Origin of the sequence: Mycobacterium nebraskense (assembly GCF_002102255.1) — a bacterium.
Lineage (GTDB): Bacteria > Actinomycetota > Actinomycetes > Mycobacteriales > Mycobacteriaceae > Mycobacterium > Mycobacterium nebraskense.
Genome location: NZ_LQPH01000129.1, coordinates 75228 through 101749, shown reverse-complemented (window position 1 = coordinate 101749; position 26522 = coordinate 75228). Strand labels below are relative to the sequence as shown.

Below are 26522 nucleotides of genomic sequence, written 5' to 3'. Positions count from 1 at the left end.
CCTTAAGCCGCGGACGTCACACGATAGACGTCGAAAACGCCTTCGACGTTGCGCACCACGTTGAGCAGATGCCCGAGGTGCTTCGGGTCACCCATCTCGAAGGTGAACCGGCTGATCGCCACGCGGTCACCGGAGGTGGTGACCGACGCCGACAGGATGTTGACCTTCTCGTCGGCCAGCACCCGGGTGACGTCGGAGAGCAACCGGTGCCGGTCGAGCGCCTCGACCTGGATGGCCACCAGGAACACCGACGACGGCGACGGCGCCCAATGCACCTCGATGATGCGCTCGGACTGCTGCTGCAGCGACGCGGCATTGGTGCAGTCGGTCCGGTGCACGCTCACTCCCCCGCCTCGGGTGACGAACCCCATGATCTGGTCGCCGGGCACCGGCGTGCAGCACTTGGCGAGCTTGGACAGCACGCCCGGGGCCCCGGGGACCGAGACCCCGACGTCGTCGCTGCTGCGCGGGCGCCGCAGCATGGTCGTCGGCGTGGACCGCTCGGCGAGATCCTCTTCGGCCTGGTCGATCCCGCCGAGTTCGGCGAGCAGCCGCTGCACCACGTGCCGCGCGGACACGTGGCCCTCGCCGATCGCGGTGTAGAGCGCGGACACGTCGGCGTAGTGCAGTTCGCGGGCCACCGCGGCCATGGATTCCCCGTTGACCAAGCGCTGCAAGGGAAGTCCGCCGCGGCGCACCTCGCGGGCCATCGCCTCCTTGCCGGTATCCAGCGCCTCCTCACGCCGCTCCTTGGCGAACCACTGCCGGATCTTTGCCTTGGCGCGCGGCGACACGACGAACTGCTGCCAGTCGCGGGACGGCCCGGCGTTGGGCGCCTTCGACGTGAAAACCTCGACGACCTCCCCGTTTTCCAGCTTTCGTTCCAGCGCCACCAGCCGCCCATTGACCCTGGCGCCGATGCACCGGTGGCCAACCTCGGTGTGTACGGCGTAAGCGAAGTCCACCGGCGTCGAACCGTTCGGCAGGGTGATCACATCACCCTTGGGGGTGAACACGAAGATCTCTTGCACCGCAAGGTCGTAGCGCAACGACTCCAGGAATTCTCCCGGGTCGGCGGCCTCCCGTTGCCAGTCGAGCAGCTGACGCATCCAGGCCATGTCGTCGATCTCGGCGGTGTTGTGGGGATGCGGAACGCCGTTGCGGCCCTTGGTTTCCTTGTAGCGCCAGTGCGCGGCGATGCCGTATTCGGCGGTGCGGTGCATGTCGCGGGTGCGGATCTGGATTTCCAGCGGCTTGCCCTCCGGGCCGACGACGGTGGTGTGCAATGACTGGTAGACGCCGTATCTGGGCTGGGCGATGTAGTCCTTGAACCGCCCCGCCATCGGCTGCCACAACGAATGCACCACGCCGACAGCGGCATAGCAGTCGCGGATCTCGTCGCACAGGATCCGGATGCCGACCAGGTCGTGGATGTCGTCGAAGTCGCGTCCCTTGACGATCATCTTCTGATAGATCGACCAGTAGTGCTTGGGCCGACCCTCCACCGTCGCCTTGATCTTCGACGCGTTGAGCGTATTGGTGATCTCGGCGCGGACCTTGGCCAGGTAGGTGTCGCGGGACGGCGCGCGGCCGGCGACCAGCCGAACGATCTCCTCGTACTTCTTCGGGTGCAAGATCGCGAAGGACAGATCTTCGAGTTCCCACTTGACGCTGGCCATACCCAGCCGATGCGCAAGGGGCGCAATGACTTCCAGTGTCTCGCGGGCCTTGCGCGCCTGCTTTTCCGGCGGCAGGAAGCGCATGGTGCGCATGTTGTGCAGCCGGTCGGCGACCTTGATCACCAGCACCCGGGGGTCGCGGGCCATCGCGGTGATCATCTTGCGGATGGTCTCGCCCTCGGCGGCGGTGCCCAGCACCACTCGATCCAGCTTGGTCACGCCGTCGACGAGGTGGCCCACCTCCTCGCCGAAGTCCTCGCTCAACGCCTCGAGCGTGTAGCCGGTGTCCTCGATGGTGTCGTGCAGCAGCGCGGCCACCAAAGTGGTGGTGTCCATGCCCAATTCCGCCAGGATGTTCGCGACGGCCAGAGGGTGGGTGATGTAGGGATCACCGGAATGGCGCAACTGCGTGGCGTGCCGCTGGTCGGCGACCTCGAAGGCGCGCTGCAGCAACGACACGTTCGCCTTCGGATAGATCTCCCGGTGCACCGCCACCAGCGGTTCCAGCACCGGGTTGAGCGTGGTGCGCTGGGAGGTCATCCGGCGGGCCAGCCTGGCCCGGACCCGGCGCGACGCGCTGCTGGAGGTTTTCAGCGTCTCGGTCGGCGGCTCCGGCGGCTCGGCTTGCGCCGTGACCGGCTCCCCGACCAGCAGGGTGTCAGCGACTTCGGTGGGCGCGTCAAGCGCCTGCGCCGCGCTCTTGTCGTCTGCCACCTTGATTACCTCCGACCTCGAGGATATCGCGCAGTGGGCCGGGCTCGGTTTGATCGCCCAGTTCGCCCCTCGCCGCTTCGCGGCTGGGTGGTGCCCCCACCTCACGCCGCGTGGCGGCGTGCATCGTCACCGGGCTAGACGCGACTCAGGCTGTGCAGCGGCAAGTCCGCGACCGCCTCGCGGCCCCCGAGCCCGGTCAGTTCGAGGACTACCGCCGCCGCGATCACGGTGGCCCCCGTGCGTTCCAGCAACCGGACCGCCGCGGCCAGGGTGCCGCCGGTGGCCAGCACGTCGTCGATGATCACGACGTGGCGTCCGCGCAGGTCGATGCCGTCGGCGGGGATCTCCAGCGTGGCGCTGCCGTACTCCAGGTCGTAGTGCTCGGCGTGCACCGGCGGCGGCAGCTTTCCGCCCTTGCGAATGGCCAGCACACCCGTGCGCAGCCGGTCGGCGACCGCCGCCGCCGCCAGGAACCCGCGGGAGTCGATCCCGGCCACCAAGTCGGCGCCGGACGCGATCTCGGCCAGCGCGTCGGTGATCGCCGTCAGCCCCTCCGGGTCGGCGAACAACGGGGTGAGGTCCTTGAACTGGACCCCCGGCTTGGGAAAGTCCGACACCTCACGCAGGAGCGAGGCGATGACCTTCGCCACCGACGCGCCCCCGCCGACGCTCGTCACTGGACCAGGGCCCATCGGTCCATGTTCCAGCCCGCGCCCCAGCGAGTCGGATTCTTGCTCACGGCGTACATCTTCTTCGACATCAACAACGTGCGTTGCTGCCGGTAGAGGGGCAAAGTGGGCATGTCGCCCCACAGTACCGGCGCCGCTTCACCCAGCAGCCGGGCGCGCTCGGCGGGGTCGGCCGAAACCGCCAGCGCCCCGATCGTGCTGTCGATCTGCGGGTTCGAGTAACCCGACAGGTTGTTGCCATTGCCGCTGTGCAGGTCGTAGGCGTCCATCGCCGACGACCCCGTCGACCCGCTGCCCGTGGCTCCGCCGGTGCTGGCCAGCAGCACGTCGATCTTCCCGTCCCTGAGCGCTTGCGGGCCCGAGGTGTCCAGGGGGACGTTGGCGACGGTGATACCGGCCGCGGCGCAAGCTTTGGTGATCACCCCGACGTTGACCGCGAGCCGCGCGTTGGGCCCCTGGTAGCCGATCCGCACCGTTATCGGCGCACCACCGAGTGCGTCGCGGGCGGCGCCCAGGTCCGACTTGCCGAACGGGCCGGCCTCGGCGGCGCCGTCAGCGGCGGTGATGGGGTCGTCGGCGGCCGGGTTCAGGCGTGAATTGGCGATCGGCACCCCGGCGTCGCGCGCGAGCGTGTCGCGCGGCGTGCACAGGGCGAGCGCGCGCCGGGCCTTGGGCTGCGAGAGCGGCCCCTGCGGCGCGAAGATCAGCTGCTCGATGCCGGCCGACGGCGAATCGGCACGGCTGTAATTGTCCGGGGTCGTCAGCGTTCCCGAGGAGCCCGCCGCCACGTCGACCACGTCGACGCTGCGGTTGTTGACCCGGTCCTGGATGTCGGGCCCCTGGGGCCAGACGGTGACCCGCTTGGTGACCGCCTTGGGGCCCCACCAACGGTCGTTGGCGACGAGCACCACCGCGCCGCCGTCCAGGACGCGTTCGATCTTGTACGGCCCCGACGACGGGAAGCGTTTGAGGGCATCCCCGGGTTTGAGGCCGGGCTTGAGGTCCCAGGTCGTGTTCCACAGCTTGGCGATCTGCTGCACGAGTTGGGCGTTGTTGCTCAGCAGGGCCGCGGTCACATCGACGTGGAGCTGGTCGGCGATGACGTGCGACGGCATCAGCGACGTGGCGGTGAACAGCTGGTTGTAGTCGACGACGCCGCGGTCCGGGATGAACGACACCCGGGCCTTCTTCTGCCCGGGCAGGCACTCGACGTTGGCGATGTCGAGGTAACCGGCCTGGGTGGCGGCGTTGAAGTCGGGATACCGCCCGGACTGCGCCGCCCAGGTCAGTACCAGGTCGTCGCAGGTCACCGGCTTGCCGTCGGAATAGACGGCGTTGTCGGCGATCTGGTAGTCCAGCACCAGCGGCGAACCGCTCACCACCGAGACGGCGCCGAAGTCACGATCGGCGACGGTCTGCCCGTCCGGGCCGTGATAGCTGAAGCCGGCGAGCGTGCGGGCGAACGCCTGCGCCCCGGCCGACGCGGCGCCCACGACCGTGTTGGTGTTGTAGGTGACCAGCGGGCCGTCGACCACATAGTCGACCTGGGACGCGGTGCTGCCGGAACACGCGGTCAGCGTGACGGCCGGCAAGAGCATTGCGGCCACACCGATAACGCCCCCAGCGAGGCGATACCTGCCGGCCATGGCGACTACCGCCGGCCGGCGTTTCGCTTGCCGCTCGGACGCCGGGTCCCGGCCGGCCGCACCGGGCGCGCACCCGGCGCCGGCTTGTTCGGTGCGGGCTTGTCGGACGGTGCGGACGCGGTCGCGGTCGTCTCCGACGACGCCGATTCGTCCTCGGTGGACGTCGCTTCCTTGGCGGGCTCGGGCCCGGCCTTGCGGCGCCGCGAGACGCGGCGGGTGTGCGTGCGCACCAGCTCGGTGCGCTCGCGCAACGTGACCAGCAGCGGCGTTGCGAAGAAGATCGACGAGTAGGTCCCGACCAAGATGCCGACCAGCTGTACCAGCGCCAGGTCCTTCAGCGTGCCGACGCCCAGCAGCCACACCGCCACCACCATCAGCGCCAGGACCGGCAACACCCCGATCAGGCTGGTGTTGATCGAGCGCATGAACGTCTGGTTGATCGCGAGGTTGGCCTGCTCGGCGAAGGTGCGCCGAGTGGTGTGCTGGAAGCCGTGCGTGTTCTCCTCGACCTTGTCGAACACGATGACGGTGTCGTACAGGGAGAAACCGAGAATCGTCAGCAAACCGATGACGGTGGCCGGCGTGACTTCGAAACCGACGAGCGAGTACACCCCTGCGGTCACGGTCAGGTCGAAAACCATGGTCGTCAGCGCGGAGACGGCCATGTATCGCTCGTACCGCACCGTGATGTACAGGCTCACCAACGCCAGGAACACCACCAGCGCGATCAGCGCCTTGTCGGTGATCTGATCACCCCAGGTCTCGGACACCGCCGCGTCGCTGATGGCCTGCTTACTGGGCTTACCGTCCGCGCCCTTTGGCTGGAACGCGTCGAACAGGGCGTTGCGCAGCTTGGACGTCTGGTCGTTGGACAGCGTTTCGGAGCGGATCTGCACCGTGGCCGAGGCGCCGTTGCCGACGATCACCACCGATTCCGGGTCTCGGCCGATGGCCTTCCGGAAGACGTCGGACACGGAGGCGGTCGTGACGGTGCCCGACGAGCCGGCGGTGGGCATCGACACGGTGGTGCCGCCGTTGAAATCGATCCCGAACGTGAAGCCCCGCAAGATGATGCTGATGAGGGCGATCGCGACGATCGCGCCGCTGATCCCGTACCAGAGGCGGCGCCGGCCGATCACCTCGAACGCACCGGTGCCGGTGTAGAGCCGGGAGATGAAGCTGTGGTGGGGCTGTGCGGCGGCGGTGTCGGTCGTCAGCTCCGCTGCGCCGTCGCTGGCTTCGGTGATCTCGGTCGCTTCGGCTGCGCCTGTTTGGGCCTTGCCTTCAGAGGCCATCACGCTATCCCCGTCCCGTCTTGACATGCGACGAAGCCCGGCGCTCGCGGGCGACCTGCTGTATTGCGCCCAGGCCGTTGTATGCGGGCTTCGCCAACGTCGTCGACTTGGATGCCAAGTAGACCAGCGGCCAGGTCACCAGGAACACCACCACGATGTCGAGGATCGTGGTGAGGCCCAGCGTGAAGGCGAATCCCCTCACCTGGCCGATCGCCAGGGCGTATAGCACCGCGGCGGCCAGGAAGGTGACGGCGTTACCCGACACGATCGTCTTGCGGGCCCGCACCCAGCCTCGGGGCACCGCCGATCTAAACGAACGGCCTTCACGGATCTCGTCTTTGATGCGTTCGAAGAACACCACGAACGAGTCCGCCGTGGTGCCGATACCGATGATCAGACCCGCGATACCCGCAAGGTCCAGGGTGTAGTTGATCTGACGGCCCAGGATCACCAAGATCGCGAAAATCATTGCGCCGGAAGCGGTTAGCGATAGCGCCGTAAGCAGGCCCAGCACCCGGTAATACAGCAACGAGTACAGCAACACCAACACCAAGCCGATCGCACCCGCGATCAGCCCCGCTCGCAGCGAGGTCAATCCCAGTGTCGCCGAGACGGTTTGGGCCTCCGAAGATTCGAAGGACAGCGGCAACGAGCCGTATTTCAGGACGTTGGCCAGCTGCTTGGCGGTTGAGGCGGTGAATGGCGGATCGCCACCCGTGATCTGGGTCCGGCCACCGGGGATGGCTTCCTGGATCATCGGGGCGCTGACGACCTGGGAGTCCAGCGTGAAGGCGGTCTGGGTGCCGATATGGGCGGCGGTGAAGTCCGCCCAGGTGTTCGCCGCCCCCGGCTTGAACTGCACATCCACGACGTAACCGATGCCGCGCTGATTCATGCCCGAGGTGGCGTCCTGGATCTGGTCGCCGCTGATGATCGACGGCGCCAGCAGGTACGCCACCTTGTGGTCGGTCGAACACGTCACCAGTGGCAGATTCGGGTCGTCGTTGCCGGCCAGGATGTCCTCTTTGTCGCAGCGGGTGGCCTGGAACTGCAGCGCGAGGAACTGAACGCCCTGACGGGTGCTCTGGCGCCACTTCTTCTCATCGGCGATCCGATCGGCGAGTTCCTTGCGCGGGTCCTGCGGATACGGCCGTGGCTGGGCCGGCGGTCGGCCGCCCGGCGGCGCGGGCTGAGCCGGTGCGGGCTGGCCCGGCGGCGGCGCTTGGCCCGGGGGTGGCGCCAGGCCGGGCGCAGGCTGGCCGGGGGGCGGCGCCTGGCCCGGCGGGGGCGCCTGCGGGGCGGGCTTGGGCTGGATCACCTGCGCGGGCATCGAGTTGAGCACCGGGCGGATGTACAGCCGGGCGGTCTGTCCGAGGTTGCGGGCCTCGTTGCCGTCGTTTCCGGGCACGGTGATGACCAGGTTGTCGCCGTCGACCACGACTTCCGAACCGGAGACGCCCAATCCGTTGACCCGCGCACTGATGATCTGTTGCGCCTGGGCCAGCGCGTCGCGGCTCGGGCGCGAGCCGTCCGGGGTGCGTGCGGTCAACGTGACGCGGGTGCCGCCCTGGAGGTCGATGCCGAGCTTGGTCGCGGCGCGCTTGTCCCCGGTCAGGAAGACCAGCAGATAGACGCCGACGAGCAGCAACAGGAAAACCGAAAGGTAGCGGGCAGGGTGCACCGGCGCCGAAGACGATGCCACGTTCCTTCTATCTCCTCGAGTATCGGTTCTTACCCGGACAGAGCCTACGTGTCGCGCACGCGCCCTTTGCGCAAGCGGTCCGCCGCCGCGGCGTTCGGGCGGGATTTGCCGTCAGGAATCCTTGGTCACCCGGCCCTCGTCGGATTCTGCCAAGTCGTCGGAGTCGTCACCGTCGGCCAGGTCTTCGTCGTCCTCGGGCAGGATCCGGTCGCGAATGGCCAGCTTCATCCAGGTGGTCACCACGCCGGGCGCGATCTCGAGGTCGACGGTGTCGTCGGTGATCGCGACGACCGTCGCCTGCAGGCCGGACGTCGTGTGCACGCGGTCACCCGGCTGCAATGACTCGTGCAGGTCGATGGTGGCCTGCATCGCGCGCTTCTGTCGCCGGGAGGCAAAGTACATGAACCCGCCCATGATGAGCAGGAAGGGCAGGAACAGGATCAAACTCTCCATGAACGGGCCTGTCTTTTCGTAGTGGCATGCGGGGCATTTGTTATCGCGTGGGTGCCGGGACGACCCGCAGGCCGCGCACCCCTTACCGGCCAGTGTGCCATTGCCGCAGGTCGCACCCGAGCGTCGCGGTGCACGGGAGGCCCGTCGGCGCCGAGCCGGATAGGCTTTAGTGGCGACGTGACACGTGCGCCGCGGTGAGGAGGAAATCGTGGCCGGCCTCGAGCAGACTCGCCAGCTGGTCACCGAAATCCCCGGTCCCGCTTCACTGGAACTGACCAAACGCCGCGCCGCGGCGGTGTCTCGCGGGGTGAACGTCTCGTTGCCGGTGTTCGTCGCGCGCGCCTTCGGCGGCATCATCGAGGACGTCGACGGCAACCGGCTCATCGACCTGGCTTCCGGCATCGCGGTGACCACCATCGGCAATTCCTCGCCCCGGGTGGTGGAGGCTGTGCGCGCGCAGGTCGCCGAGTTCACCCACACCTGCTTCATGGTCACGCCGTACGAGCGATACATCGCCGTGGCCGAGGAGCTCAACCGGATCACGCCGGGCTCCGGCGAGAAGCGCTCGGTGTTGTTCAATTCCGGTGCCGAGGCGGTCGAGAACGCCGTCAAGGTCGCGCGGTCGTACACCCGCAAGCCCGCCGTCGTGGCGTTCAACCACGCCTACCACGGCCGCACCAACCTGGCGATGGCGCTGACCGCCAAGTCCAAGCCGTACAAGAGCGGCTTCGGCCCGTTCGCGCCGGAGGTCTACCGGGCCCCGATGTCCTACCCGTACCGGGACGGCCTGATCGACAAGGAGCTGGCCACCGACGGGGAGAAGGCCGCCGCCCGGGCGATCGACGTCATCGAGAGCCAAGTCGGCGCCGACAGCCTCGCCGCCGTCATCATCGAGCCGATCGCCGGCGAAGGCGGGTTCATCGTGCCCGCCGAGGGATTCCTGCCCGCCCTGCTCGACTGGTGCCGCAAGAACGACGTGGTGTTCATCGCCGACGAGGTGCAGACCGGGTTCGCGCGCACGGGCGCGATGTTCGCCTGCGAGCACGAGGGCCCGGGAGGTCTAGAGCCCGACCTGATCTGCACGGCCAAGGGCATCGCCGACGGGCTGCCGCTGTCCGCGGTCACCGGCCGCGCGCAGATCATGGACGCCTCGCACGTCGGCGGTTTGGGCGGCACATTCGGCGGCAACCCGATCGCTTGTGCGGCAGCACTGGCCACGATTACCACGATCGAAAGTGACGGGCTGATCGAGCGAGCCCAACAGCTGGAACGGCTGATCACCGAACCGTTGTTGCGTCTGCAGGCCAGCGATGACCGGATCGGCGATGTGCGCGGGCGCGGCGCCATGATCGCCATCGAGTTGGTGAGGTCGGGGACCGCCGAGCCCGACGCGGAGCTGACTCAGAAGCTGTCCACCGCGGCCCACGCGGCCGGGGTTGTCGTGTTGACCTGCGGCATGTTCGGCAACATCATCCGGCTGCTGCCGCCGCTAACCATCAGCGACGACCTGCTGACCGAGGGTCTCGACATCCTGGGCCGGCTGCTGGCCGACCTCTAGACCCCGGGACACGACCGGCCCACGTGGGCAATCTCACAACCTCCGCTGTGGCGCGGCCGTGGTGGAATACCGTTACTTTAGCTAACGTTCTAATCGTCAGCGCACCGTCGCCAAAATTGACTCACTATCTTTCATTGCAAGGGAATTGCCTGATGTCGACCATCAATCACGACGAGCGGCTCGAGCGCCGTATCGAGAACCTGCGCGCAACCGACCCCCAGTTCGCCGCCACCCGCCCCGACCCGACGGTCGAAGCGGCCCTCGAGAAGCCCGGGCTGCGACTCCCCCAGGTAATCCGGACCGTACTCGAGGGGTATGCGGACCGCCCGGCGCTCGCGCACCGCGTGGTGGAGTTCGTCGAGGACCCGGCGACCGGGCGCACCAGGCTGGAGCTGGTCCCCCGATTCGAGACCATCACTTACCGTCAGCTGGGCGATCGGGTCGGAGCGCTTGGCCGCGCCTGGGCCAATGACGAGGTGCACACCGGTGACCGGGTCTGCGTGCTGGGCTTCAACAGCGTCGACTACGCGACCATCGACGTGGCGCTGGCCACGATCAGCGCGGTGTCGGTTCCTCTGCAGACCAGCGCGTCGCTCGCGTCGCTGCACCCGATCGTGACCGAGACCGAGCCCACCGTGATCGCGGCGAGCGTGAACCAGCTGCCCGAGGCCGTGGAGCTGATCCTGAGCGGCCACCGGCCCGCCAGGCTGGTGGCGTTCGACTACCACCCCGAGGTCGACGACGAGCGTGAGGCAGTGGAAACCGCGCGCACGCGGCTGGCAGACGCCGGCGTGGTGGTGGAGACGCTGGCCGAGGTGCTCGAGCGCGGCAAGGCGCTGCCGGACACGCCGATCCCGGCAAGCGCGGAGTCCGACCCGCTGGCCCTGCTGATCTACACCTCCGGCAGCACCGGTGCACCCAAAGGTGCGATGTACCCGCAGAGCAACGTCGCCAAGATTTGGCGTCGGGGCAGCAGGAATTGGTTCGGGGAAAGCGCCGCGTCGATCACCCTCAACTTCATGCCGATGAGCCACGTCATGGGCCGCGGCATCCTGTACGGCACCCTGGGCAACGGCGGCACCGCCTACTTCGCGGCCAAGAGCGACCTCTCGACGCTGCTGGAGGACCTTGAGCTGGTGCGGCCCACCGAGCTGAATTTCGTGCCGCGCATCTGGGAGACCCTGTTCGGGGAATTCCAGCGCCGGGTGGAGCGGCGGCTGTCCGACGGCGCCGACCGCGCGGGCCGCGCGGCCATTGAGAAGGAGGTTCTGGCCGAGCAGCGGCAGTACCTGCTGGGCGGGCGGTTCATCTTCGCGATGACGGGTTCGGCCCCCACCTCCCCTGAGTTGCGCACCTGGGTCGAGTCCCTGCTCGAGATGCACCTGACGGACGGCTACGGCTCGACCGAGGCCGGGATGGTGTTGTTCGACGGCGAGATCCAGCGCCCGCCGGTCATCGACTACAAGCTCGTCGACGTGCCGGACCTGGGCTATTTCAGCACCGACCGGCCGCACCCGCGCGGTGAGCTCTTGCTGCGGACCGAGAACATGTTCCCCGGCTACTACAAACGGGCCGAGACCACCGCCGGCGTGTTCGACGAGGATGGCTACTACCGGACCGGCGACGTCGTCGCCGAGGTCGGCCCCGACCGGCTGGTCTACGTCGACCGCCGCAACAACGTGCTCAAGCTCGCGCAGGGCGAATTCGTCACCGTCGCGAAGCTGGAGGCGGTGTTCGGCAACAGCCCGCTGGTCCGGCAGATCTACGTCTACGGCAACAGCGCCCACCCCTACCTGCTGGCCGTCGTGGTGCCCACCGAAGAGGCGTTGGCGGGCAACGACATTCAGTCGCTCAAGCCGCTGATCGCCGACTCGCTGCAGAACGTCGCGAAAGAGGCCGGCCTGCAGTCCTACGAGGTGCCGCGCGACTTCATCATCGAGACAACGCCTTTCACGCTGGAGAACGGTCTGCTCACCGGCATCCGCAAGCTGGCGTGGCCAAAGCTGAAGCAGCACTACGGCGAGCGCCTGGAACAGATGTACGCCGAGCTGGCCGAGGGCCAGGCCAACGAGCTGAGCGAACTGCGCCGCAGCGGCGCCGAAGCGCCGGTCCTGCAGACGGTGAGCCGCGCCGCGGCCGCCATGCTTGGCACCGCGGCCACGGATCTATCGCCGGACGCCTACTTCACCGACCTGGGCGGAGACTCGTTGTCCGCGTTGACATTCGGCAACCTGCTGCACGAGATATTCGACGTCGACGTGCCGGTGGGGGTGATCGTCAGCCCGGCCAACGACCTGGCGGCGATCGCCGACTACATCGAGGGCGAGCGCAAGGGCACCAAGCGGCCCAGGTTCGCCTCGGTGCACGGCCGCGAGGCGACCGAGGTGCACGCCGGCGACCTGACGCTGGACAAATTCCTCGAGGCGTCGACGCTGGCCGCCGCGCCCGGCCTGCCCAAGCCCACCTCCGAGGTGCGCACGGTATTGCTCACCGGCGCAACCGGTTTCCTGGGTCGCTACCTGGCCCTGGAATGGCTCGAGCGGATGGACCTGGTGGACGGCAAGGTGATCGCGTTGGTGCGGGCCCGCTCCGACGAAGAGGCCCGCGCGCGGCTCGACAAGACCTTTGACAGCGGAGACCCCGAGCTGCTGGCCCACTACCAGGCGCTTGCGGCCGACCACCTGGAGGTCATCGCGGGCGACAAGGGCGAGGCCGACCTCGGCCTGGACCGGCAGACCTGGCGGCGGCTGGCCGACACCGTCGACCTGATCGTCGACCCCGCGGCGCTGGTCAACCACGTGCTGCCCTACAGCGAGCTGTTCGGCCCCAACGCGTTGGGCACCGCCGAGCTGATCCGGCTCGCGCTCACCACCAGGCAGAAGCCGTACGTCTACGTGTCGACGATCGGCGTGGGCGATCAGATCCAGCCGGGCAAGTTCGTCGAGGACGCCGACATCCGGCAGATCAGCCCGACCCGGTCGATCAACGACGCCTACGCCAACGGCTACGGCAACAGCAAGTGGGCGGGCGAGGTGCTGCTGCGCGAGGCCCACGACCTTTGCGGCCTGCCCGTGGCGGTGTTCCGGTGCGACATGATCCTGGCCGACACCACCTACGCCGGCCAGCTCAACCTGCCGGACATGTTCACCCGGATGATGCTGAGCCTGGTCGCCACCGGCGTCGCGCCCGGCTCGTTCTACGAACTGGACGCCGAGGGCAACCGGCAGCGCGCGCACTACGACGGCCTTCCAGTCGAGTTCATCGCCGCGGCGATCTCCACGTTGGTGGCCACCGAAGGCTACGAGACGTACCACGTGATGAACCCCTACGACGACGGCATCGGCCTCGACGAATACGTCGACTGGCTCATCGACGCCGGTTACCCGATCCAGCGCATCGCCGACCATGGCGAATGGTTGCGCCGGTTCGAGGGGTCGATGCGGGGCCTGCCGGAGCGGCAACGCCAGTACTCTCTGCTGCCGTTGCTGCACAACTACCAGAAGCCCTCAGTGCCGATCAACGGATCGATGGCACCGACCGATCGCTTCCGCGCCGCGGTGCAGGAGGCGAAAATCGGCCCCGACAAAGACATTCCACATGTCTCGGCGCCGATCATCGTCAAGTACGTCACCGACCTGCAGTTGCTCGGACTGCTGTAAGCGCAAGACAGCAATCGCCCAGTCCGGTCAGGACTGGGCGATTGCTGTTCTATCTGCGCGAGTTACTGCTGAGGGTGCGGCCAGCGCAGGTACGCGGCGTTGGCACCCGTCGCCGAGCGTTGGCGGCGCCATCCCCGTTTCGGCTCCGGGTCGGAAGCCGTACGTGGCTTGGTCAGCGCGCCCGATGACACCTCGGCGGGGGCGTATCCGGCTTCGCGGTACGGCAAGACGCCCGGCTCTTCTTCGCCTTCTGCAGGTCCCACGGGCACCAGAGGCTGCACATCACGCGCCAGGCGCACGGCCGTACGCGCCAGCGCCACGCCGCCCACGAAGATGATCAGCGCACCCAATCCGGAGAAATAGGTGACCTCGAGCACCGCACGCTTGCGCTCAGTGGCGGCGATCGGGTCACCGGCGGAGCCGATTCCCAGCAACGGCGCGAGTTGACCACCGACGACGAACCAGGCGCCGGCCAGCACCGCCAGCCAACCGCCCAGCATCGCCGCCACGCGGTTTCCGGCGACGATCAACAAGAGACCGCCCAAGACGGTCGCGGCTCCCGGCAAGACCTCGAGCCACCCTCGAGCCGAACTCCACGCCCACTCACGATCGGGTGTGTAGGCGAAATTGAAGCGCGGTCCGACAAACGGTATTAACGCCCCCCACGCTCCCAGAATGACCAGGAGCAATCCGCTGACCGCGCCACGCGAACGCGGCATACTCAGCCCGCGGGTTTGGCCGTCTTCTGCGTATTTCATGACATCCCCTCGTTAATTACCGGGCCTATTTCCGGCCCGGGGTGGGTACCCCGGCGACTACCACTCGTAACCCATCGGGCGCGCGAAAGCCACCGCGCCCCGTCGCTATTGGGGCTGGTGAGGCTGGTGTTACTGCTGAAGGCCGATCAGCAACAGTACGATCGCGATGGCCGGAAACGTGCCCTGCGTCACCGCGGCCCGCGCCTTGTCCGGCGCGGACAACAGCAGCACCACCGCGGCCGCGGCCATGGACCCGACCCCGGCGAAAATCAGTGCCGCGCCAACCGCATTGTGCCGCAAGACAATCGCGACAATCCCCACGCCGCTGACCACCGCCAGGAACAAGTTGTAGAAGCCTTGGTTGAAGGCGAGCAGTTTGGTGGTCTCGGCCTCCTCGGCCGTGGTGCCGAACGTCGCACGGGTGCGCGGCGAGGTCCAGGTCAACGATTCCATCACGAAGATATAGACGTGCAATAACCCCGCAAGTCCGGCGAATACCAACCCGGCAGTGATCATCGCTCCTCCTCGTTGATCGAGGCCTGCGCGGTCGCGCCGCATGTCCGCGCCGGTGACTTTACCGACCTGCGGTTGGCCGGAGTGCCCGAACGCGCAACGGCGCCGGTAGCCAAGGGCTACCGGCGCCTCCCGCGGTACTAGCTACGCCCTAAACGCCGGCGTGGTGGTGCCGGTGGAATAGGCCGCCGGAACGCCGACCGAATAAGCCCCGTCCGCGGTGCTCCGGCTCGGCCGCCGATCGGTCCGTCCGCGCCCGTGGCACGCCGCGAGTCTCGTCGTACATGGCCGGTTCACCCGCCGGTACGGCGTCCCCTGCCACTGGCGCCGGTTCCCTCACCACTACGTCTCGCGCATGCCGAACGGCCAGGCGCGCCACGGCAGCCCCGCCCAGGAACACAATGAGGGCACCCAGGCCGGTGAAGTAGGTGATCTCGAGCAGGGCTCGTTTCAGGTCCGTCGACGCCGCCGGTAGACCGACGTCGCCGATACCCAGTGTCGACGCGAACGCGCGGCCGACCACGAACCAGGCGCCGCCGGCGACCGCCAACCAACCCCCGAGCACGGCGCTGGCGCGATTACCGGACAAGAGCACCAGCAGGCCACCCACTGCCGCGGCGGCCCCGGGGAGCACTTCCAGCCAACCTTTGGCCGTGGTCCACGTCCATGCCGGATCGGCCGTGTAAGCCCAATCGATGTTGGGTCCGAAGAACGGCACCAATGCGCCCCAAGCACCCAAGAGGATCAGGAGTAGCCCAGTCAGCGCGCCACGCGTCCGTGGCATGTACAGCGCGCGAGGGCGTTTGTAGTCGTAGCGCGTGGTCCTCATCAGAATCTCCTTCAACAGGTATTGCTGCTGTGAGCCTGGTTACCCGACGACGCGGGCGTGTAACCGACTGCGGGCCGCGCAAGCCGTTTGCTGTGCCCGTTGAATTGGGTGCGTCTGGCGTTGGCGGCGGTCTGAGCAGGCCGTAGCCCGGGCCAGGGAACCGTCGCGCAGCGGCTCAGCAGAAAGGTCACAATTTGGTGGCGACCCGCTTCGGCTCGCCGCGCTCGCGATCGCCGCTAGTCGAACAGACCGGGCTGCCCGAGCCCGACCGCCCCCGGCGGCGGACTCATGCCCAGGTGCGTCCACGCCTGCGCGGTGGCCACCCGGCCGCGGGGGGTCCGCGCGACCATCCCGGCGCGGACCAGGAAGGGCTCGCACACCTCCTCGACGGTGGCGGCTTCCTCCCCCACGGCTACAGCAAGCGTCGAAACCCCGACCGGCCCGCCGCCGAAGCTCCGAGTCAGCGCCGTCAGCACCGCCCGGTCCAGCCGGTCCAGACCAAGTTCGTCGACGTCGTAGACCGCCAGCGCCGACTTGGCGACGTCGCGGGTGATCACCCCATCGGCGCGGACCTCGGCGAAGTCCCGGACCCGGCGCAGCAGCCGGTTGGCGATGCGAGGCGTGCCGCGCGAGCGCCGGGCGATCTCCTCGGCCGCCTCCGCGCCCAGCTCGATACCCAGGATGCCGGCGGAGCGGGCCAGCACCAGCTCCAGCTCGGCGGGCTCGTAGAAGTCCATGTGTGCGGTGAAGCCGAACCGGTCGCGCAGCGGGCCGGTCAGCGCGCCGGACCGGGTGGTGGCGCCGACCAGGGTGAAGGGGGCGACCTCGAGGGGGATCGACGTCGCCCCGGGACCCTTGCCGACCACCACGTCGACCCGGAAGTCCTCCATGGCCAGGTAGAGCATTTCCTCGGCGGGCCGGGCGATGCGGTGGATCTCGTCGATGAAGAGCACGTCGTGCTCGATCAGGTTGGACAGCATGGCGGCCAGGTCACCGGCGCGTTCCAGCGCGGGACCGGACGTCACCCGCAGCGACGACCCGAGCTCGGCGGCGATGATCATGGCCAGCGACGTCTTGCCCAGCCCGGGTGGCCCCGACAGCAGGATGTGATCCGGTGTGCTGCCGCGGTTCTTGGCGCCCTCGATGACCAGCTGTAGCTGTTCGCGCACCCGCGGCTGGCCGATGAACTCGCCCAGCGAGCGGGGCCGCAGGCTGACGTCGACGTCGCCCTCGCCGACGGTCAGCGCCGGTGAGAGGTCGCGGTCGGCGTAGTCGTCGGTCATTTGCGCCGCTCTCCCCCGTAAGCGGGCGGTACCCCCACTGCATCGTCGCCGGCGCGGGTCATCGGGACTTACCCAGCAGCGACAGTGCGGCGCGCAAGGCGCCGGACGTCGTCGCGGCCTGCTCGGTGGCCAGCACCTTGTCGGTGGCCTCTTCGGCCTGCTTGACGGCGAAGCCCAGTCCGACCAGGGCCTCCACCACCGGCCCCCGCACCGCGTGCCCGTTCACCACGGATGCGCCGCCCGGTGCGCCCGCCGCGACGGCGCCGACCTTGTCGCGCAGCTCGAGCACCATCCGTTCGGCGCCCCGTTTGCCGATCCCGGGCACCCGGGTCAGCGCGGTGACGTCGCTGTCGTGCAGCACCTGCCGCAGCGCCGCAGCGTCGTGAACCGCCAGCGTCGCCATCGCCAGCCGGGGCCCGACCCCCGACACCGTCAGCAGCGTCAAAAACAGGTCGCGGGTGTCGGAGTCGGGGAACCCGTACAGCGTCATCGAGTCCTCGCGGACCACCATCGCGGTGATCAGGCGGGCCTCGCTCCCGGTGCGCAGCGTCGCCAGCGTCGACGGTGTCGCGTTCACCCGGTAGCCGACGCCGGCGGCCTCGATCACCGCGTGATCGAGTGCCACCTCGAGCACCTCGCCGCGCACCGAGGCGATCATCGCGCGGCCTTCAGCTTGGCCAGATACGCGTGACGCTGTTGCGCGGCCATCGCTTCGGCCGCGGCCATCCGGGCCATCATCGGCGCCCTCCAGCAATGACAGATCGCCAACGCCAGTGCGTCGGCGGCGTCGGCCGGCGTCGGCTTAGCTTGCAGCGCAAGGATTTTGGTTACCATCGCAGTGACCTGAGCCTTGTCCGCGGCGCCGTTGCCGGTCACCGCGGCCTTGACCTCGCTGGGGGTATGGAAGTGCACGTCGATGCCGCGCTTGGCCGCCGCCAGCGCAACCACCCCACCGGCCTGCGCGGTGCCCATCACCGTCGAAACGTTCAGCTGGGAGAACACCCGCTCGATGGCCACGACGTCCGGTTGATGGGTGGCCAGCCAATGCTCGACGGCATCACTGATGGCCAGCAACCTTTTGGCCAGCGGTGCATCCGACGGGGTCCGCACCACGTCGACGTCGAGTGCAACCACGTTTCGCCCGCGCCCACTTTCCACGACCGACAGTCCGCATCGGGTCAGCCCGGGGTCGACGCCCATTACGCGCATTGCCCGCTCCCACCTGTAGAACAGCTGTTCGATACCCTAGCGGCCGGGACCGACCCGCACGCGGAGGACACGCGGCGGCTCCGCCAATTCCCGCGACGGGAAGTACAACGCCGAATCCACGCAAAAGCTGTTAGCTTTAGCCGACGTTCGCTCAAGCAATGTGGCAACGGAAGGGTTCGCGTGGGATCACTGCTGGTCATTATCGCGATCGTGCTGTTCGTCGCGTCCATCGTGGTGCTCGTCATCGCTTTGCGACGCCCGAAGCAAGCTGGCCCACCCCGCGGACGCCAGGATCCCCTCTCGTTCAACGCGATGCCGGAGTTCGGCCCGCGACAACTCGGCCCCGGCGCCATCGTCAGCTACGGCGGCGTCGACTACGTGGTCCGCGGATCGGTGACGTACCGCGAGGGCCCGTTCGTGTGGTGGGAACATCTGCTGGAGGGCGGCGACCAGCCCATCTGGTTCAGCGTCGAGGAGGACGACGGGCGACTCGAGCTGGCGATGTGGGTCACCCGCAAGGACATCGGGCTGCAGCCCGGCGAACAATACGTCGTCGACGGAGTGACGTTTCAGGAGTCCGAACGCGGTCGCGCCTCGTTCACCACCGAGGGCACCACGGGCCTGCCGGCGGGCGGCGAGATGGAGTTCGTCGACTGCGCCAATTCCGACAAGTCGGTGCTGCTCTCGTTCGAGCGCTGGGCGCCGAGCATGCCGTGGGAGGTTTCGACCGGCAAGCCCGTACTGACCGGCGAGCTGACCGTGTATCCGGCACCCCCGCCCTCGTCCCCCTAGGCGCGTCGGTGCCGCTTCATCAGCTTGCCGTAGCTCCGTCGGACGTATCCGGGCAGAAGCTTGGACTCGCGCTCAACGCGCCCGCACCGCCACCGCTGGCGACCTGCCTGCTGCTCCACCCCGACGGCGGCGCCCTGCTGCTCGGGGTCCTCGGCGCATCGCACGTCATCACGGTCGAGCACGCCGCGGGCCGGTTCTCCGAGGAGGTCTCCTGCACGGCACGCGGCTCCGGGGTCGACCTGCCGGAGCGCACGGCCGCGCCCGGGTACTCCCTGGAATCCCGCACCGACGCGTACGACGAGGCGACCTTTCGCCGCATGGCGCGCGACCTTCGTGACCGGTGCGCGCGCGAAAAGGGTTGGCTCGGCGGCGCGTTCCCCGGCGATGACGCCGCGCTGACCGTCCTGGCCGCCGAACCCGACGGCGCCGGCTGGCGCTGGCAGACCTGGCACCTCTACCCGCGCAGCCCTTTGAGGTCCGGCGGCGATGTGGTCCACACAGTCAGCCGGTGGCGCCCGTGAGCCGCAATCGCCTGTTGGTAATCGCCGGTGCGCTGGCGGTCGCCGCCGTCGCCTGCCTGGTGCCCGGAATCATCTTGCTGCAGAAGAATATTGGGTCGTATATCGCCAGCCACTATCACGAGTACTCCCGCGATGCGAACGGGACGCGTTACGAATGCAGCGGACCTCCCGACGACGTGGCCGACACGCTCGCCGAATATGCCGCCCCCGAGGCGCGTGCCGCCAACGGCGACAGCGAGTACCTGCGCTACAGCAACAACATCGTGATCGTCGGCCCGGACGGCAATCGCCCCTGCAGCATCCGTCTGGAAAGCCTGAACGCCGGATACACCCACGGCGCCTTCATCTTCCTCGGGCCCGGCTTCACACCGGGATCCCCGTCGGGCGGCGCCGGAGGGACGCCCGGCGGACCCGGCGGAACCAAGTGACGGCTCACCACCACAAAGGAGAGAACTATGTACCTCGCCGTCGAGATCGGCACCGTCGACCTCAATCCCGTGCTGAAAGGCGCAGTCGCGACCATCCTGTACTTTCTGGTCGGCATGGCCGTACTCCTCATCGGGTTCTACGCGGTCGACGTGTTGACCCCGGGCAATCTGCGCCGACTGGTGTTCATCGACCGCCGCCCCAACGCCGTCATCGTCGCGGGCGCGATGTACATCGCCCTGACCGTCGTCATCATCACCGCCATCGCGAACAGCTATAGCCAGTTGGGCCAGGGGCTCGTCGGCGTCGCGGTGTACGGACTGATGGGAGTGATCCTGCTCGGGATAGCGCTGCTCGCGATGCACCTGCTGATCCCGGGCAGTTTCCACGAGCACATCGACGAGCCTGAGCTGCATCCGGGATCGTTCGCGGTGGCGCTGATATTGCTCGCCGTGGGAGGGGTCACGGCCGCTGCGGTGTCATGACATCAGTTGATCTGCCGCTCCCAGAGGTAAGCAGGCCCGAGCCTTCGGTGCGCTGGCGGGCCGTGCTGCTGGCCGCCGTCGCGGCATGCGCGGCGTCCGGCATCATCTACGAGCTCGCGCTTCTGACGCTGGCGGCGAGCCTCAACGGCGGCGGCATCGTCGCCACGTCACTGATCGTCGCGGGCTACATCGCCGCGCTCGGGGTGGGCGCCCTGGTGGCCAAGCCGCTGCTGGCGCACGCGGCCTTCGCCTTCATCGCGGTGGAGGTGCTGCTCAGCATCGTCGGCGGCTTGTCCGCCGCGGCGCTGTACACGGTGTTCGCTTTCATCGACGACGAGTCGATGTGGATGCTGGCGGTGGGCACGGCCCTGATCGGTGGGCTGGTCGGCGCCGAGGTGCCGCTGCTGATGACCATGCTGCAACGCGGCCGCATGGCCCCCGATGTGGATCAGGCGGCCGATACCGGTCGGACGCTGGCCAACCTCAACGCGGCCGATTACCTCGGCGCGCTGCTGGGCGGGCTGGTGTGGCCGTTCCTGCTGCTGCCGCACCTGGGCATGATCCGCGGCGCGGCGGCCACCGGCATCGTCAATCTGCTGGCCGCGGCCGTCGTGGCGATCTTTGTGCTGCGCCGGGTCGTTTCGACCCGACAACTGGTGACGGCGCTGTGCGCACTCGCCGCGGCACTCGCGCTCCTGGCCACGCTTCTGGCGCGTTCGGCCGACATCGAGACGACGAGCAGGCAACGGCTCTACGCCGACCCGATCATCGCCTACCAGCACTCTGCCTACCAGGAGATCGTGGTTACCGAGCGCGGCAACGACATGCGCCTTTACCTCGACGGAGGGCTCCAGTTTTCCACCCGGGACGAGTACCGCTACACCGAAAGCCTGGTCTACCCCGCGCTCGGGGCCAGCGCTCGATCGGTCCTCGTCCTCGGGGGCGGCGACGGGCTGGTGGCCCGCGAACTGTTGCGTCAGCCGGGCATCACCAAGATCGTGCAGGTGGAGCTCGACCCCGCGGTGATTCAGCTCGCGCGCACCACCATGCGCAGGGCCAACGGCGGTTCGCTGGACAGCCCGCGCGTCAAGGTGGTGATCGACGACGCGATGCGCTGGTTGCGCTCGCCGCACCCGGACATCGTCCCGCCCGCAGGCTTCGACGCGATCATCGTCGACCTTCCCGACCCCGACACCCCGGTCCTGGGGCGGCTGTACTCGACGGAGTTCTACGGGCTCGTCGCGCACGCGCTCGCCGCCGATGGACTCATGGTCGTGCAGGCGGGCAGTCCGTTCTCGACGCAGACGGCGTTCTGGCGCACCGCCTCGTCAATCCGCGCCGCCGGCTATGCGGTGACGCCCTACCACGTGTACGTGCCGACGTTCGGTGACTGGGGTTTCGCGCTGGCGCGCCGCGGGGGCAGCGCGCCGACCCCCGTCGTGCCGCCCAACGCACCCCCGCTGCGCTTTCTCAACCAGCACGTCCTCGACGCCGCGACGGTGTTTCCCGACGACACCCGGCCCGGCCCGCTCGAGCCCTCGACACTGGACAATCCGCGCATTGTCGAGGACATGCGGCACGGTTACGACTAGGGCTGGCTCACTCCTCGTCGAGAGCGGCGAGCACCTCGTCGGACAGGTCGACGTTGGTCCAGACATTCTGCACGTCGTCGCTGTCCTCTAGCGCGTCGACCAGCTTGAACACCTTTCGGGCACCGTCGACGTCGACCGGCACGCTGACCGACGGCTGGAAGCTGGCCTCGGCCGACTCGTAGTCGATGCCGGCGTCCTGCAACGCGGTGCGCACCGCGACCAGGTCGGTCGGCTCGGAGATGACCTCGAAGCTGTCGCCGAGGTCGTTGACGTCCTCGGCACCCGCGTCCAGCACCGCCGTCAGCACGTCGTCCTCGGTCAGGCCGTTCTTCTCCAGCATGACCACACCCTTGCGGGTGAACAGGTAGGACACCGACCCCGGATCGGCCATGTTGCCGCCGTTGCGGGTCACCGCCACCCGGACCTCTCCGGCGGCGCGGTTGCGGTTGTCGGTCAGACATTCGATCAGCACGGCCACGCCGTTGGGCCCATAGCCCTCGTACATGATCGTCTGGTAGTCGGCGCCACCGGCTTCCTCACCGGCACCCCGCTTTCGGGCGCGCTCGATGTTGTCGTTGGGCACCGAGGTCTTCTTCGCCTTCTGGATGGCGTCGTAGAGCGTGGGGTTGCCCGCCGGGTCACCACCGCCGGTACGGGCGGCGACCTCGATGTTCTTGATCAGCCGGGCAAACTCCTTGCCTCGGCGCGCGTCTTTGACGGCCTTCTGGTGCTTGGTGGTCGCCCACTTGGAATGGCCGCTCATCGGTGTTTCTTACCTCTTCTGTCTTCGAAAGTTCGCCAGACGAGTCTACGTGCACGCTCGGCGCCGACCGTCCGCTCCCCTACGGCCCAGCCGCCCCAGCAGTCACAAGAACCGAGGGATATGCGCATCCGCGAACGTGATATCGCATGCGCTATCACTTTCGGGGATCGCATCATCCTCGAAAGCTGGTGCTGATGTGACTGGTGCGTCAGGGTCAGGCGACGCCGTTGACGATGTCCACGAAGAGTTGGTGCACGCGACGGTCGCCCGTCATCTCGGGGTGAAACGCCGTCGCCAGCTTCGCGCCTTGCCGCACTGCGACCGTGTGCCCCGACGCTTCGGCCAGCACCTGCACGTCGTCGCCGGCCCGCTCGACCCAGGGGGCGCGGATGAACACCGCGCGCACCGGACCGTCCAACCCGGCGAACGGTATGTCGCCCTCGAACGAGTCGACTTGCCGCCCAAAGGCGTTGCGCCGCACGGTCATGTCGATCGCACGCAGGGGCAGCGCCTCCCGGCCGCCCGCCCCGGCGTCGAGGATCTCGGTGGCGAGCAGGATCATGCCGGCGCACGCGCCATAGGCGGGAAGCCCGTCGGCCAGCAGCCCGCGCAACGGCTCCAGCAGGTCGAGGTCGAGCAGCAGGTGGCTCATGGTGGTGGACTCCCCACCGGGGATGACCAGCCCGTCGACCTTCTCGAGCTCGCCGCGGCGCCGCACCGGCATCGAATCGGCCCCGGCTTCGCGCAGCGCGGCCAGGTGCTCACGGGTGTCACCCTGCAGCGCCAGCACGCCGATGCGCGGCGCGCTCACTGCGCTCTCATTGTTTGGGGGGCTGGAATCCGCGCTGGAAGCGGGTCAGCCCCTCCTGCATGACCGCAGCCACCATCTCGCCCGACTGGGTGAAGATCTTGCCCTGGCACAGGGAGCGACCGCCGCTGGCCGACGGCGACGACTGGTCGTAGAGCAGCCACTCGTCGGCCCGGAACGCCCGCATGAACCACATCGCGTGGTCCAGCGACGCCACCTGCAGGTGCTCGCGGACGTCGAGGTGGTTGACCTGCGCCGATCCCAGCAGCGTGAGGTCGCTCATGTAGGCCAGCGCGCAGATGTGCAGCACCGGGTCGTCCGGCAGCGGGTCGCGGTGGCGGAACCACACCTGCTGCTGGGAGGCCTTGCCGGGCGACAGCTGCAGTCGCTCGCGCGGCACGATGCACACGTCCCACTCCTCGAACTGCTTGAAGCCCGCGTCGTCGAACACCTTGATCGAGTCCAGGCCGGGCAGCCCGTCGGGTGGCGGCGCGGCGGGCATCACGTCCTGGTGGTGGATGCCCTCCTGGTCGGTCTGGAAGGACGCCCCCATGCTGAAGATGATTTCCCCGTGCTGGATGGCGTTGACGCGCCTGGTGGCAAACGAGCCGCCGTCGCGGGTGCGCTCGACGATGAAGACGGTGGGCTCGTTGGCGTCCCCAGACCGCAGGAAGTAACCGTGCAGCGAGTGGACCTGGTAGTGCGGGTCGACGGTGCGGACCGCCGAGACGAGCGACTGCCCCGCCACGTGACCGCCGAACGTTCGCTGGAAATATCCCGACTCCGGGCTGAACACCCGACCGCGGTAGATGTTGACCTCGAGTTGCTCGAGATCAAGGATCTCTTCGATCGCCACGGACTGTTTTTACCAGCCGCGTTCGGCCAGGCGATGCGGCTGCGCGACCTGCTCCACGTTGATGCCCACCATCGCCTCGCCCAGCCCGCGCGATACCTTGGCCAGCACGTCGGGGTCGTCGTAGAACGTGGTGGCCTTGACGATCGCGGCGGCGCGGTGCTCGGGGGCACCGGACTTGAAGATGCCCGAGCCCACGAACACGCCCTCGGCGCCGAGCTGCATCATCATCGCCGCATCGGCCGGCGTCGCGATGCCGCCGGCGGTGAACAGCGTGACCGGCAGCTTCCCGGCCCGGGCCACTTCCACGACAAGTTCGTAGGGCGCCTGCAATTCCTTTGCCGCCACGTACAATTCGTCCTCGGACAGCGACGTCAGCCGGCGGATCTCGCCGCTGATGGCGCGCATGTGCGTGGTGGCGTTGGAGATGTCACCGGTGCCCGCCTCGCCCTTGGAGCGGATCATGGCCGCGCCCTCGCTGATGCGCCGCAGCGCCTCGCCGAGGTTGGTCGCGCCGCAGACGAACGGCACGGTGAATTTCCACTTGTCGATGTGGTGAGTGTAGTCGGCGGGGGTCAGCACCTCGGATTCGTCGATGTAGTCGACGCCGAGGCTCTGCAGGATCTGCGCCTCGACGAAATGCCCGATGCGCGCCTTGGCCATCACCGGGATGGTCACCGCGGCGATGATGCCCTCGATCATGTCGGGGTCGCTCATCCGCGACACCCCGCCGTGGGCTCGGATGTCGGCCGGCACCCGCTCCAGCGCCATCACGGCGACGGCGCCGGCGCCCTCGGCGATTCGGGCCTGCTCGGGGGTGACGACGTCCATGATGACGCCGCCCTTGAGCATCTCGGCCATGCCGCGCTTGACGCGGGCGGTTCCGGTTCGTCCGCTGCCGTTGGGTGAAGCGGCGGTATCCACTGCTGATCTCCTTCAACTGTCGTCGACCCAGTCTAGTGGGGGACGGGAAACGAGTTTTCCAACTGAAGGACTCACAAAGGGCCTATTGGCCCTAGGCCCGGAAATTGACCCCTTGCTAGACACTTCATCGTTAGTTTGCTCACACCGTTGACACGGAAGCGACTTTTAGCGTGGCCACCTCGTTGCGGGATGGCGGCCGCCGACCTGGCTGAGGAGGAGGAGTCGGGATGGTGCCGGATTTTGGGCTGTTACCACCCGAGATCAATTCCGGTCTGATGTATGCCGGTCCGGGTGCGGGGTCCATGCTGGCCGCCGCGACCGCATGGGGCGGGTTGGCCGCCGAGTTGGCGTGGGCGGCGTCTTCGTATGCGACGGTCATTTCGGGACTGATCAGCGGGCCGTGGCTGGGCCCGTCGGCGGTGGCGATGGCGGGCGCGGCCAGCCCCTATGTGACGTGGCTGGCGACCACCGCGACGCAGGCCGAAGAAGCGTCGACGGAAGCGATGGCCGCGGCGGCAGCCTATGAGGCGGCGTTCGCCATGACGGTGCCCCCGCCGGCGATCGCGGCCAACCGCGCTCAGCTGATGAGCCTGATCGCGACGAACTTCTTCGGTCAGAACACCCCGGCGATCATGGCCACCGAGGCGCAGTACACGGAGATGTGGGCCCAGGATGCCGCCGCGATGTCTGGATACGACGCCGGCACGTTGGCGCTGGCATCGCAGTTGGCCCCCTTCAGCGAGCCGCCCAGCAGCCTGGGCGCGGCGCCGGCGGCCACGAACAGCGCCCCCGCCGCCGCGGCGCCGGCGGCCACCCAGGCGCAGTCGGTGATGTCGGACGCGCAGCTGCTGTCGGAGCTGTTCCGGTCGTTCGGGCTCTCCCCATCGTCGACGACCTCGGGGCTGTCGCCACTCGAGATGCTCTCGATGAGCGGCGAGTTCGCGATGCAACCCTTGAGCATGGTCGTGAGTCAGCTCGTGGGCCAGTTCATGGGTGGCGCCAATCCGTTAATGAGCGGTGCTGTCGGCGGTCTGCCGACGATGGGTTCGGCCCTGGCTTCCGCCGGTTCGGCTATCGGGGCGACGAGCCCGTCGCAGCTGGGCGGCCCCACGGTGTTGGCCGATGTGGGGCGGGCGGGTTCCGTTGGGGCGCTGTCAGTTCCGCCGAGTTGGACCACCGAGGTGCAGGCGACCACGCCAACCGCTCCGGTCGCCGCGTTGCCGACCGGCGGTGCAAATCAAGTGGCGGCCAACGTGCCGAGAATGCCGTTCAAGCCCGCGATGACCGCGAGTGGCCGCGGCGCGGGCGGTGTCGCTCCAGCGGTCGAGGCGTCGCGCTCCGCGGTGCTACCGCGCACGGTGGTCGGCTAGT

The 26522-nt window shown here is 68.3% G+C and carries 24 protein-coding genes; 8 read left to right on the top strand and 16 right to left on the bottom strand.

Annotated elements, in window-relative coordinates; translation table 11 throughout:
- Positions 1-2: 2 nt before the first annotated feature.
- From AWC17_RS17410 to yajC, 6 genes are all read right to left on the bottom strand, one after another.
- Positions 3-2393, bottom strand: coding sequence for a RelA/SpoT family protein (locus AWC17_RS17410; protein ID WP_046186878.1), 2391 nt, complete (start codon positions 2391-2393; stop codon positions 3-5).
- A 134-nt stretch (positions 2394-2527) separates the two neighbouring features.
- The gene (locus AWC17_RS17405) at positions 2528-3085 is read right to left on the bottom strand and encodes an adenine phosphoribosyltransferase (protein WP_047323947.1); all 558 of its coding nucleotides are present in this window, start codon (positions 3083-3085) and stop codon (positions 2528-2530) included.
- Positions 3067-4680 (bottom strand): ABC transporter substrate-binding protein, encoded by a 1614-nt coding sequence (locus AWC17_RS17400; RefSeq protein ID WP_372517400.1) that lies wholly within the window; start codon positions 4678-4680, stop codon positions 3067-3069. Before AWC17_RS17400 ends, AWC17_RS17405 begins: the two co-directional genes overlap by 19 nt.
- Positions 4681-4733: 53 nt before the next feature.
- The gene (gene secF / locus AWC17_RS17395) at positions 4734-6023 is read right to left on the bottom strand and encodes a protein translocase subunit SecF (protein WP_046186681.1); all 1290 of its coding nucleotides are present in this window, start codon (positions 6021-6023) and stop codon (positions 4734-4736) included.
- Positions 6024-6027: 4 nt separating this feature from the next.
- The gene (secD, locus tag AWC17_RS17390; RefSeq protein WP_085164885.1) at positions 6028-7725 is read right to left on the bottom strand and encodes a protein translocase subunit SecD; all 1698 of its coding nucleotides are present in this window, start codon (positions 7723-7725) and stop codon (positions 6028-6030) included.
- Between the two features lie 111 nt (positions 7726-7836).
- On the bottom strand, positions 7837-8178 hold the full coding sequence (gene yajC / locus AWC17_RS17385) for a preprotein translocase subunit YajC (RefSeq protein WP_047323522.1): 342 nt from the start codon (positions 8176-8178) through the stop codon (positions 7837-7839).
- A gap of 208 nt (positions 8179-8386) precedes the next feature.
- Between yajC and gabT the strand changes: the two genes are divergently transcribed.
- Together gabT and car are read left to right on the top strand one after the other, a co-directional pair.
- A complete protein-coding gene (gene gabT / locus AWC17_RS17380; protein WP_046185349.1) occupies positions 8387-9736 on the top strand; it encodes a 4-aminobutyrate--2-oxoglutarate transaminase in 1350 nt (449 codons plus the stop codon).
- Between the two features lie 152 nt (positions 9737-9888).
- A complete protein-coding gene (car, locus tag AWC17_RS17375) occupies positions 9889-13395 on the top strand; it encodes a carboxylic acid reductase (protein WP_046185345.1) in 3507 nt (1168 codons plus the stop codon).
- A 62-nt stretch (positions 13396-13457) separates the two neighbouring features.
- Here the strand turns inward: car and AWC17_RS17370 are convergent, their stop codons facing one another.
- The 6 genes from AWC17_RS17370 to ruvC all read right to left on the bottom strand — a co-directional run bounded on the left by AWC17_RS17370 (position 13458) and on the right by ruvC (position 17987).
- On the bottom strand, positions 13458-14153 hold the full coding sequence (locus tag AWC17_RS17370) for a hypothetical protein (RefSeq protein ID WP_046185346.1): 696 nt from the start codon (positions 14151-14153) through the stop codon (positions 13458-13460).
- Positions 14154-14282: 129 nt separating this feature from the next.
- Positions 14283-14669 (bottom strand): DUF1304 domain-containing protein, encoded by a 387-nt coding sequence (locus AWC17_RS17365; RefSeq protein WP_046185347.1) that lies wholly within the window; start codon positions 14667-14669, stop codon positions 14283-14285.
- Between the two features lie 148 nt (positions 14670-14817).
- Positions 14818-15495 carry a hypothetical protein gene (locus tag AWC17_RS17360; RefSeq protein ID WP_046184622.1) on the bottom strand — a complete coding sequence of 226 codons (678 nt, stop codon included), beginning with the start codon at positions 15493-15495 and terminating at the stop codon, positions 14818-14820.
- 236 nt (positions 15496-15731) lie between these two features.
- The gene (gene ruvB, locus AWC17_RS17355; protein WP_046184619.1) at positions 15732-16778 is read right to left on the bottom strand and encodes a Holliday junction branch migration DNA helicase RuvB; all 1047 of its coding nucleotides are present in this window, start codon (positions 16776-16778) and stop codon (positions 15732-15734) included.
- A 58-nt stretch (positions 16779-16836) separates the two neighbouring features.
- Positions 16837-17436: a Holliday junction branch migration protein RuvA gene (gene ruvA / locus AWC17_RS17350; protein WP_046184618.1), complete on the bottom strand. Its 600-nt coding sequence runs from the start codon at positions 17434-17436 to the stop codon at positions 16837-16839.
- Positions 17433-17987: a crossover junction endodeoxyribonuclease RuvC gene (gene ruvC, locus AWC17_RS17345; RefSeq protein WP_046184617.1), complete on the bottom strand. Its 555-nt coding sequence runs from the start codon at positions 17985-17987 to the stop codon at positions 17433-17435. Before ruvC ends, ruvA begins: the two co-directional genes overlap by 4 nt.
- A gap of 180 nt (positions 17988-18167) precedes the next feature.
- Here ruvC and AWC17_RS17340 point away from each other — a divergent pair, with 180 nt between their 5' ends.
- Genes AWC17_RS17340 through AWC17_RS17320 form a run of 5 tightly spaced genes read left to right on the top strand, consistent with a single transcriptional unit; the run spans position 18168 to position 21803 of the window.
- Positions 18168-18779: a DUF4178 domain-containing protein gene (locus tag AWC17_RS17340; RefSeq protein ID WP_046184616.1), complete on the top strand. Its 612-nt coding sequence runs from the start codon at positions 18168-18170 to the stop codon at positions 18777-18779.
- A gap of 8 nt (positions 18780-18787) precedes the next feature.
- Positions 18788-19300, top strand: a complete 513-nt coding sequence (locus tag AWC17_RS17335) for a DUF2617 family protein (protein ID WP_046184615.1) — start codon at positions 18788-18790, stop codon at positions 19298-19300.
- Positions 19297-19728 (top strand): DUF4247 domain-containing protein, encoded by a 432-nt coding sequence (locus AWC17_RS17330; protein ID WP_046184621.1) that lies wholly within the window; start codon positions 19297-19299, stop codon positions 19726-19728. Before AWC17_RS17335 ends, AWC17_RS17330 begins: the two co-directional genes overlap by 4 nt.
- Before the next feature lie 27 nt (positions 19729-19755).
- Complete coding sequence (locus tag AWC17_RS17325) at positions 19756-20211, top strand: DUF350 domain-containing protein (RefSeq protein ID WP_046184614.1); 456 nt, start codon at positions 19756-19758, stop codon at positions 20209-20211.
- Positions 20208-21803 carry a polyamine aminopropyltransferase gene (locus tag AWC17_RS17320; protein WP_046184613.1) on the top strand — a complete coding sequence of 532 codons (1596 nt, stop codon included), beginning with the start codon at positions 20208-20210 and terminating at the stop codon, positions 21801-21803. The genes AWC17_RS17325 and AWC17_RS17320 overlap by 4 nt, the downstream gene beginning before the upstream one ends.
- A gap of 7 nt (positions 21804-21810) precedes the next feature.
- On the opposite strand, the gene AWC17_RS17315 is transcribed toward AWC17_RS17320, so the two are convergent.
- From AWC17_RS17315 to pdxS, 4 genes are all read right to left on the bottom strand, one after another.
- Positions 21811-22566 (bottom strand): YebC/PmpR family DNA-binding transcriptional regulator, encoded by a 756-nt coding sequence (locus AWC17_RS17315; RefSeq protein ID WP_046184612.1) that lies wholly within the window; start codon positions 22564-22566, stop codon positions 21811-21813.
- 214 nt (positions 22567-22780) lie between these two features.
- Positions 22781-23377 carry a pyridoxal 5'-phosphate synthase glutaminase subunit PdxT gene (gene pdxT, locus AWC17_RS17310; protein ID WP_046184611.1) on the bottom strand — a complete coding sequence of 199 codons (597 nt, stop codon included), beginning with the start codon at positions 23375-23377 and terminating at the stop codon, positions 22781-22783.
- A gap of 7 nt (positions 23378-23384) precedes the next feature.
- Positions 23385-24230: an acyl-CoA thioesterase II gene (gene tesB, locus AWC17_RS17305; RefSeq protein WP_046184610.1), complete on the bottom strand. Its 846-nt coding sequence runs from the start codon at positions 24228-24230 to the stop codon at positions 23385-23387.
- Positions 24231-24239: 9 nt separating this feature from the next.
- Positions 24240-25088 carry a pyridoxal 5'-phosphate synthase lyase subunit PdxS gene (gene pdxS, locus AWC17_RS17300; RefSeq protein ID WP_231588599.1) on the bottom strand — a complete coding sequence of 283 codons (849 nt, stop codon included), beginning with the start codon at positions 25086-25088 and terminating at the stop codon, positions 24240-24242.
- 290 nt (positions 25089-25378) lie between these two features.
- Between pdxS and AWC17_RS17295 the strand changes: the two genes are divergently transcribed.
- A complete protein-coding gene (locus tag AWC17_RS17295) occupies positions 25379-26521 on the top strand; it encodes a PPE family protein (RefSeq protein WP_046184608.1) in 1143 nt (380 codons plus the stop codon).
- The last annotated feature ends 1 nt before the right edge of the window (position 26522 follow it).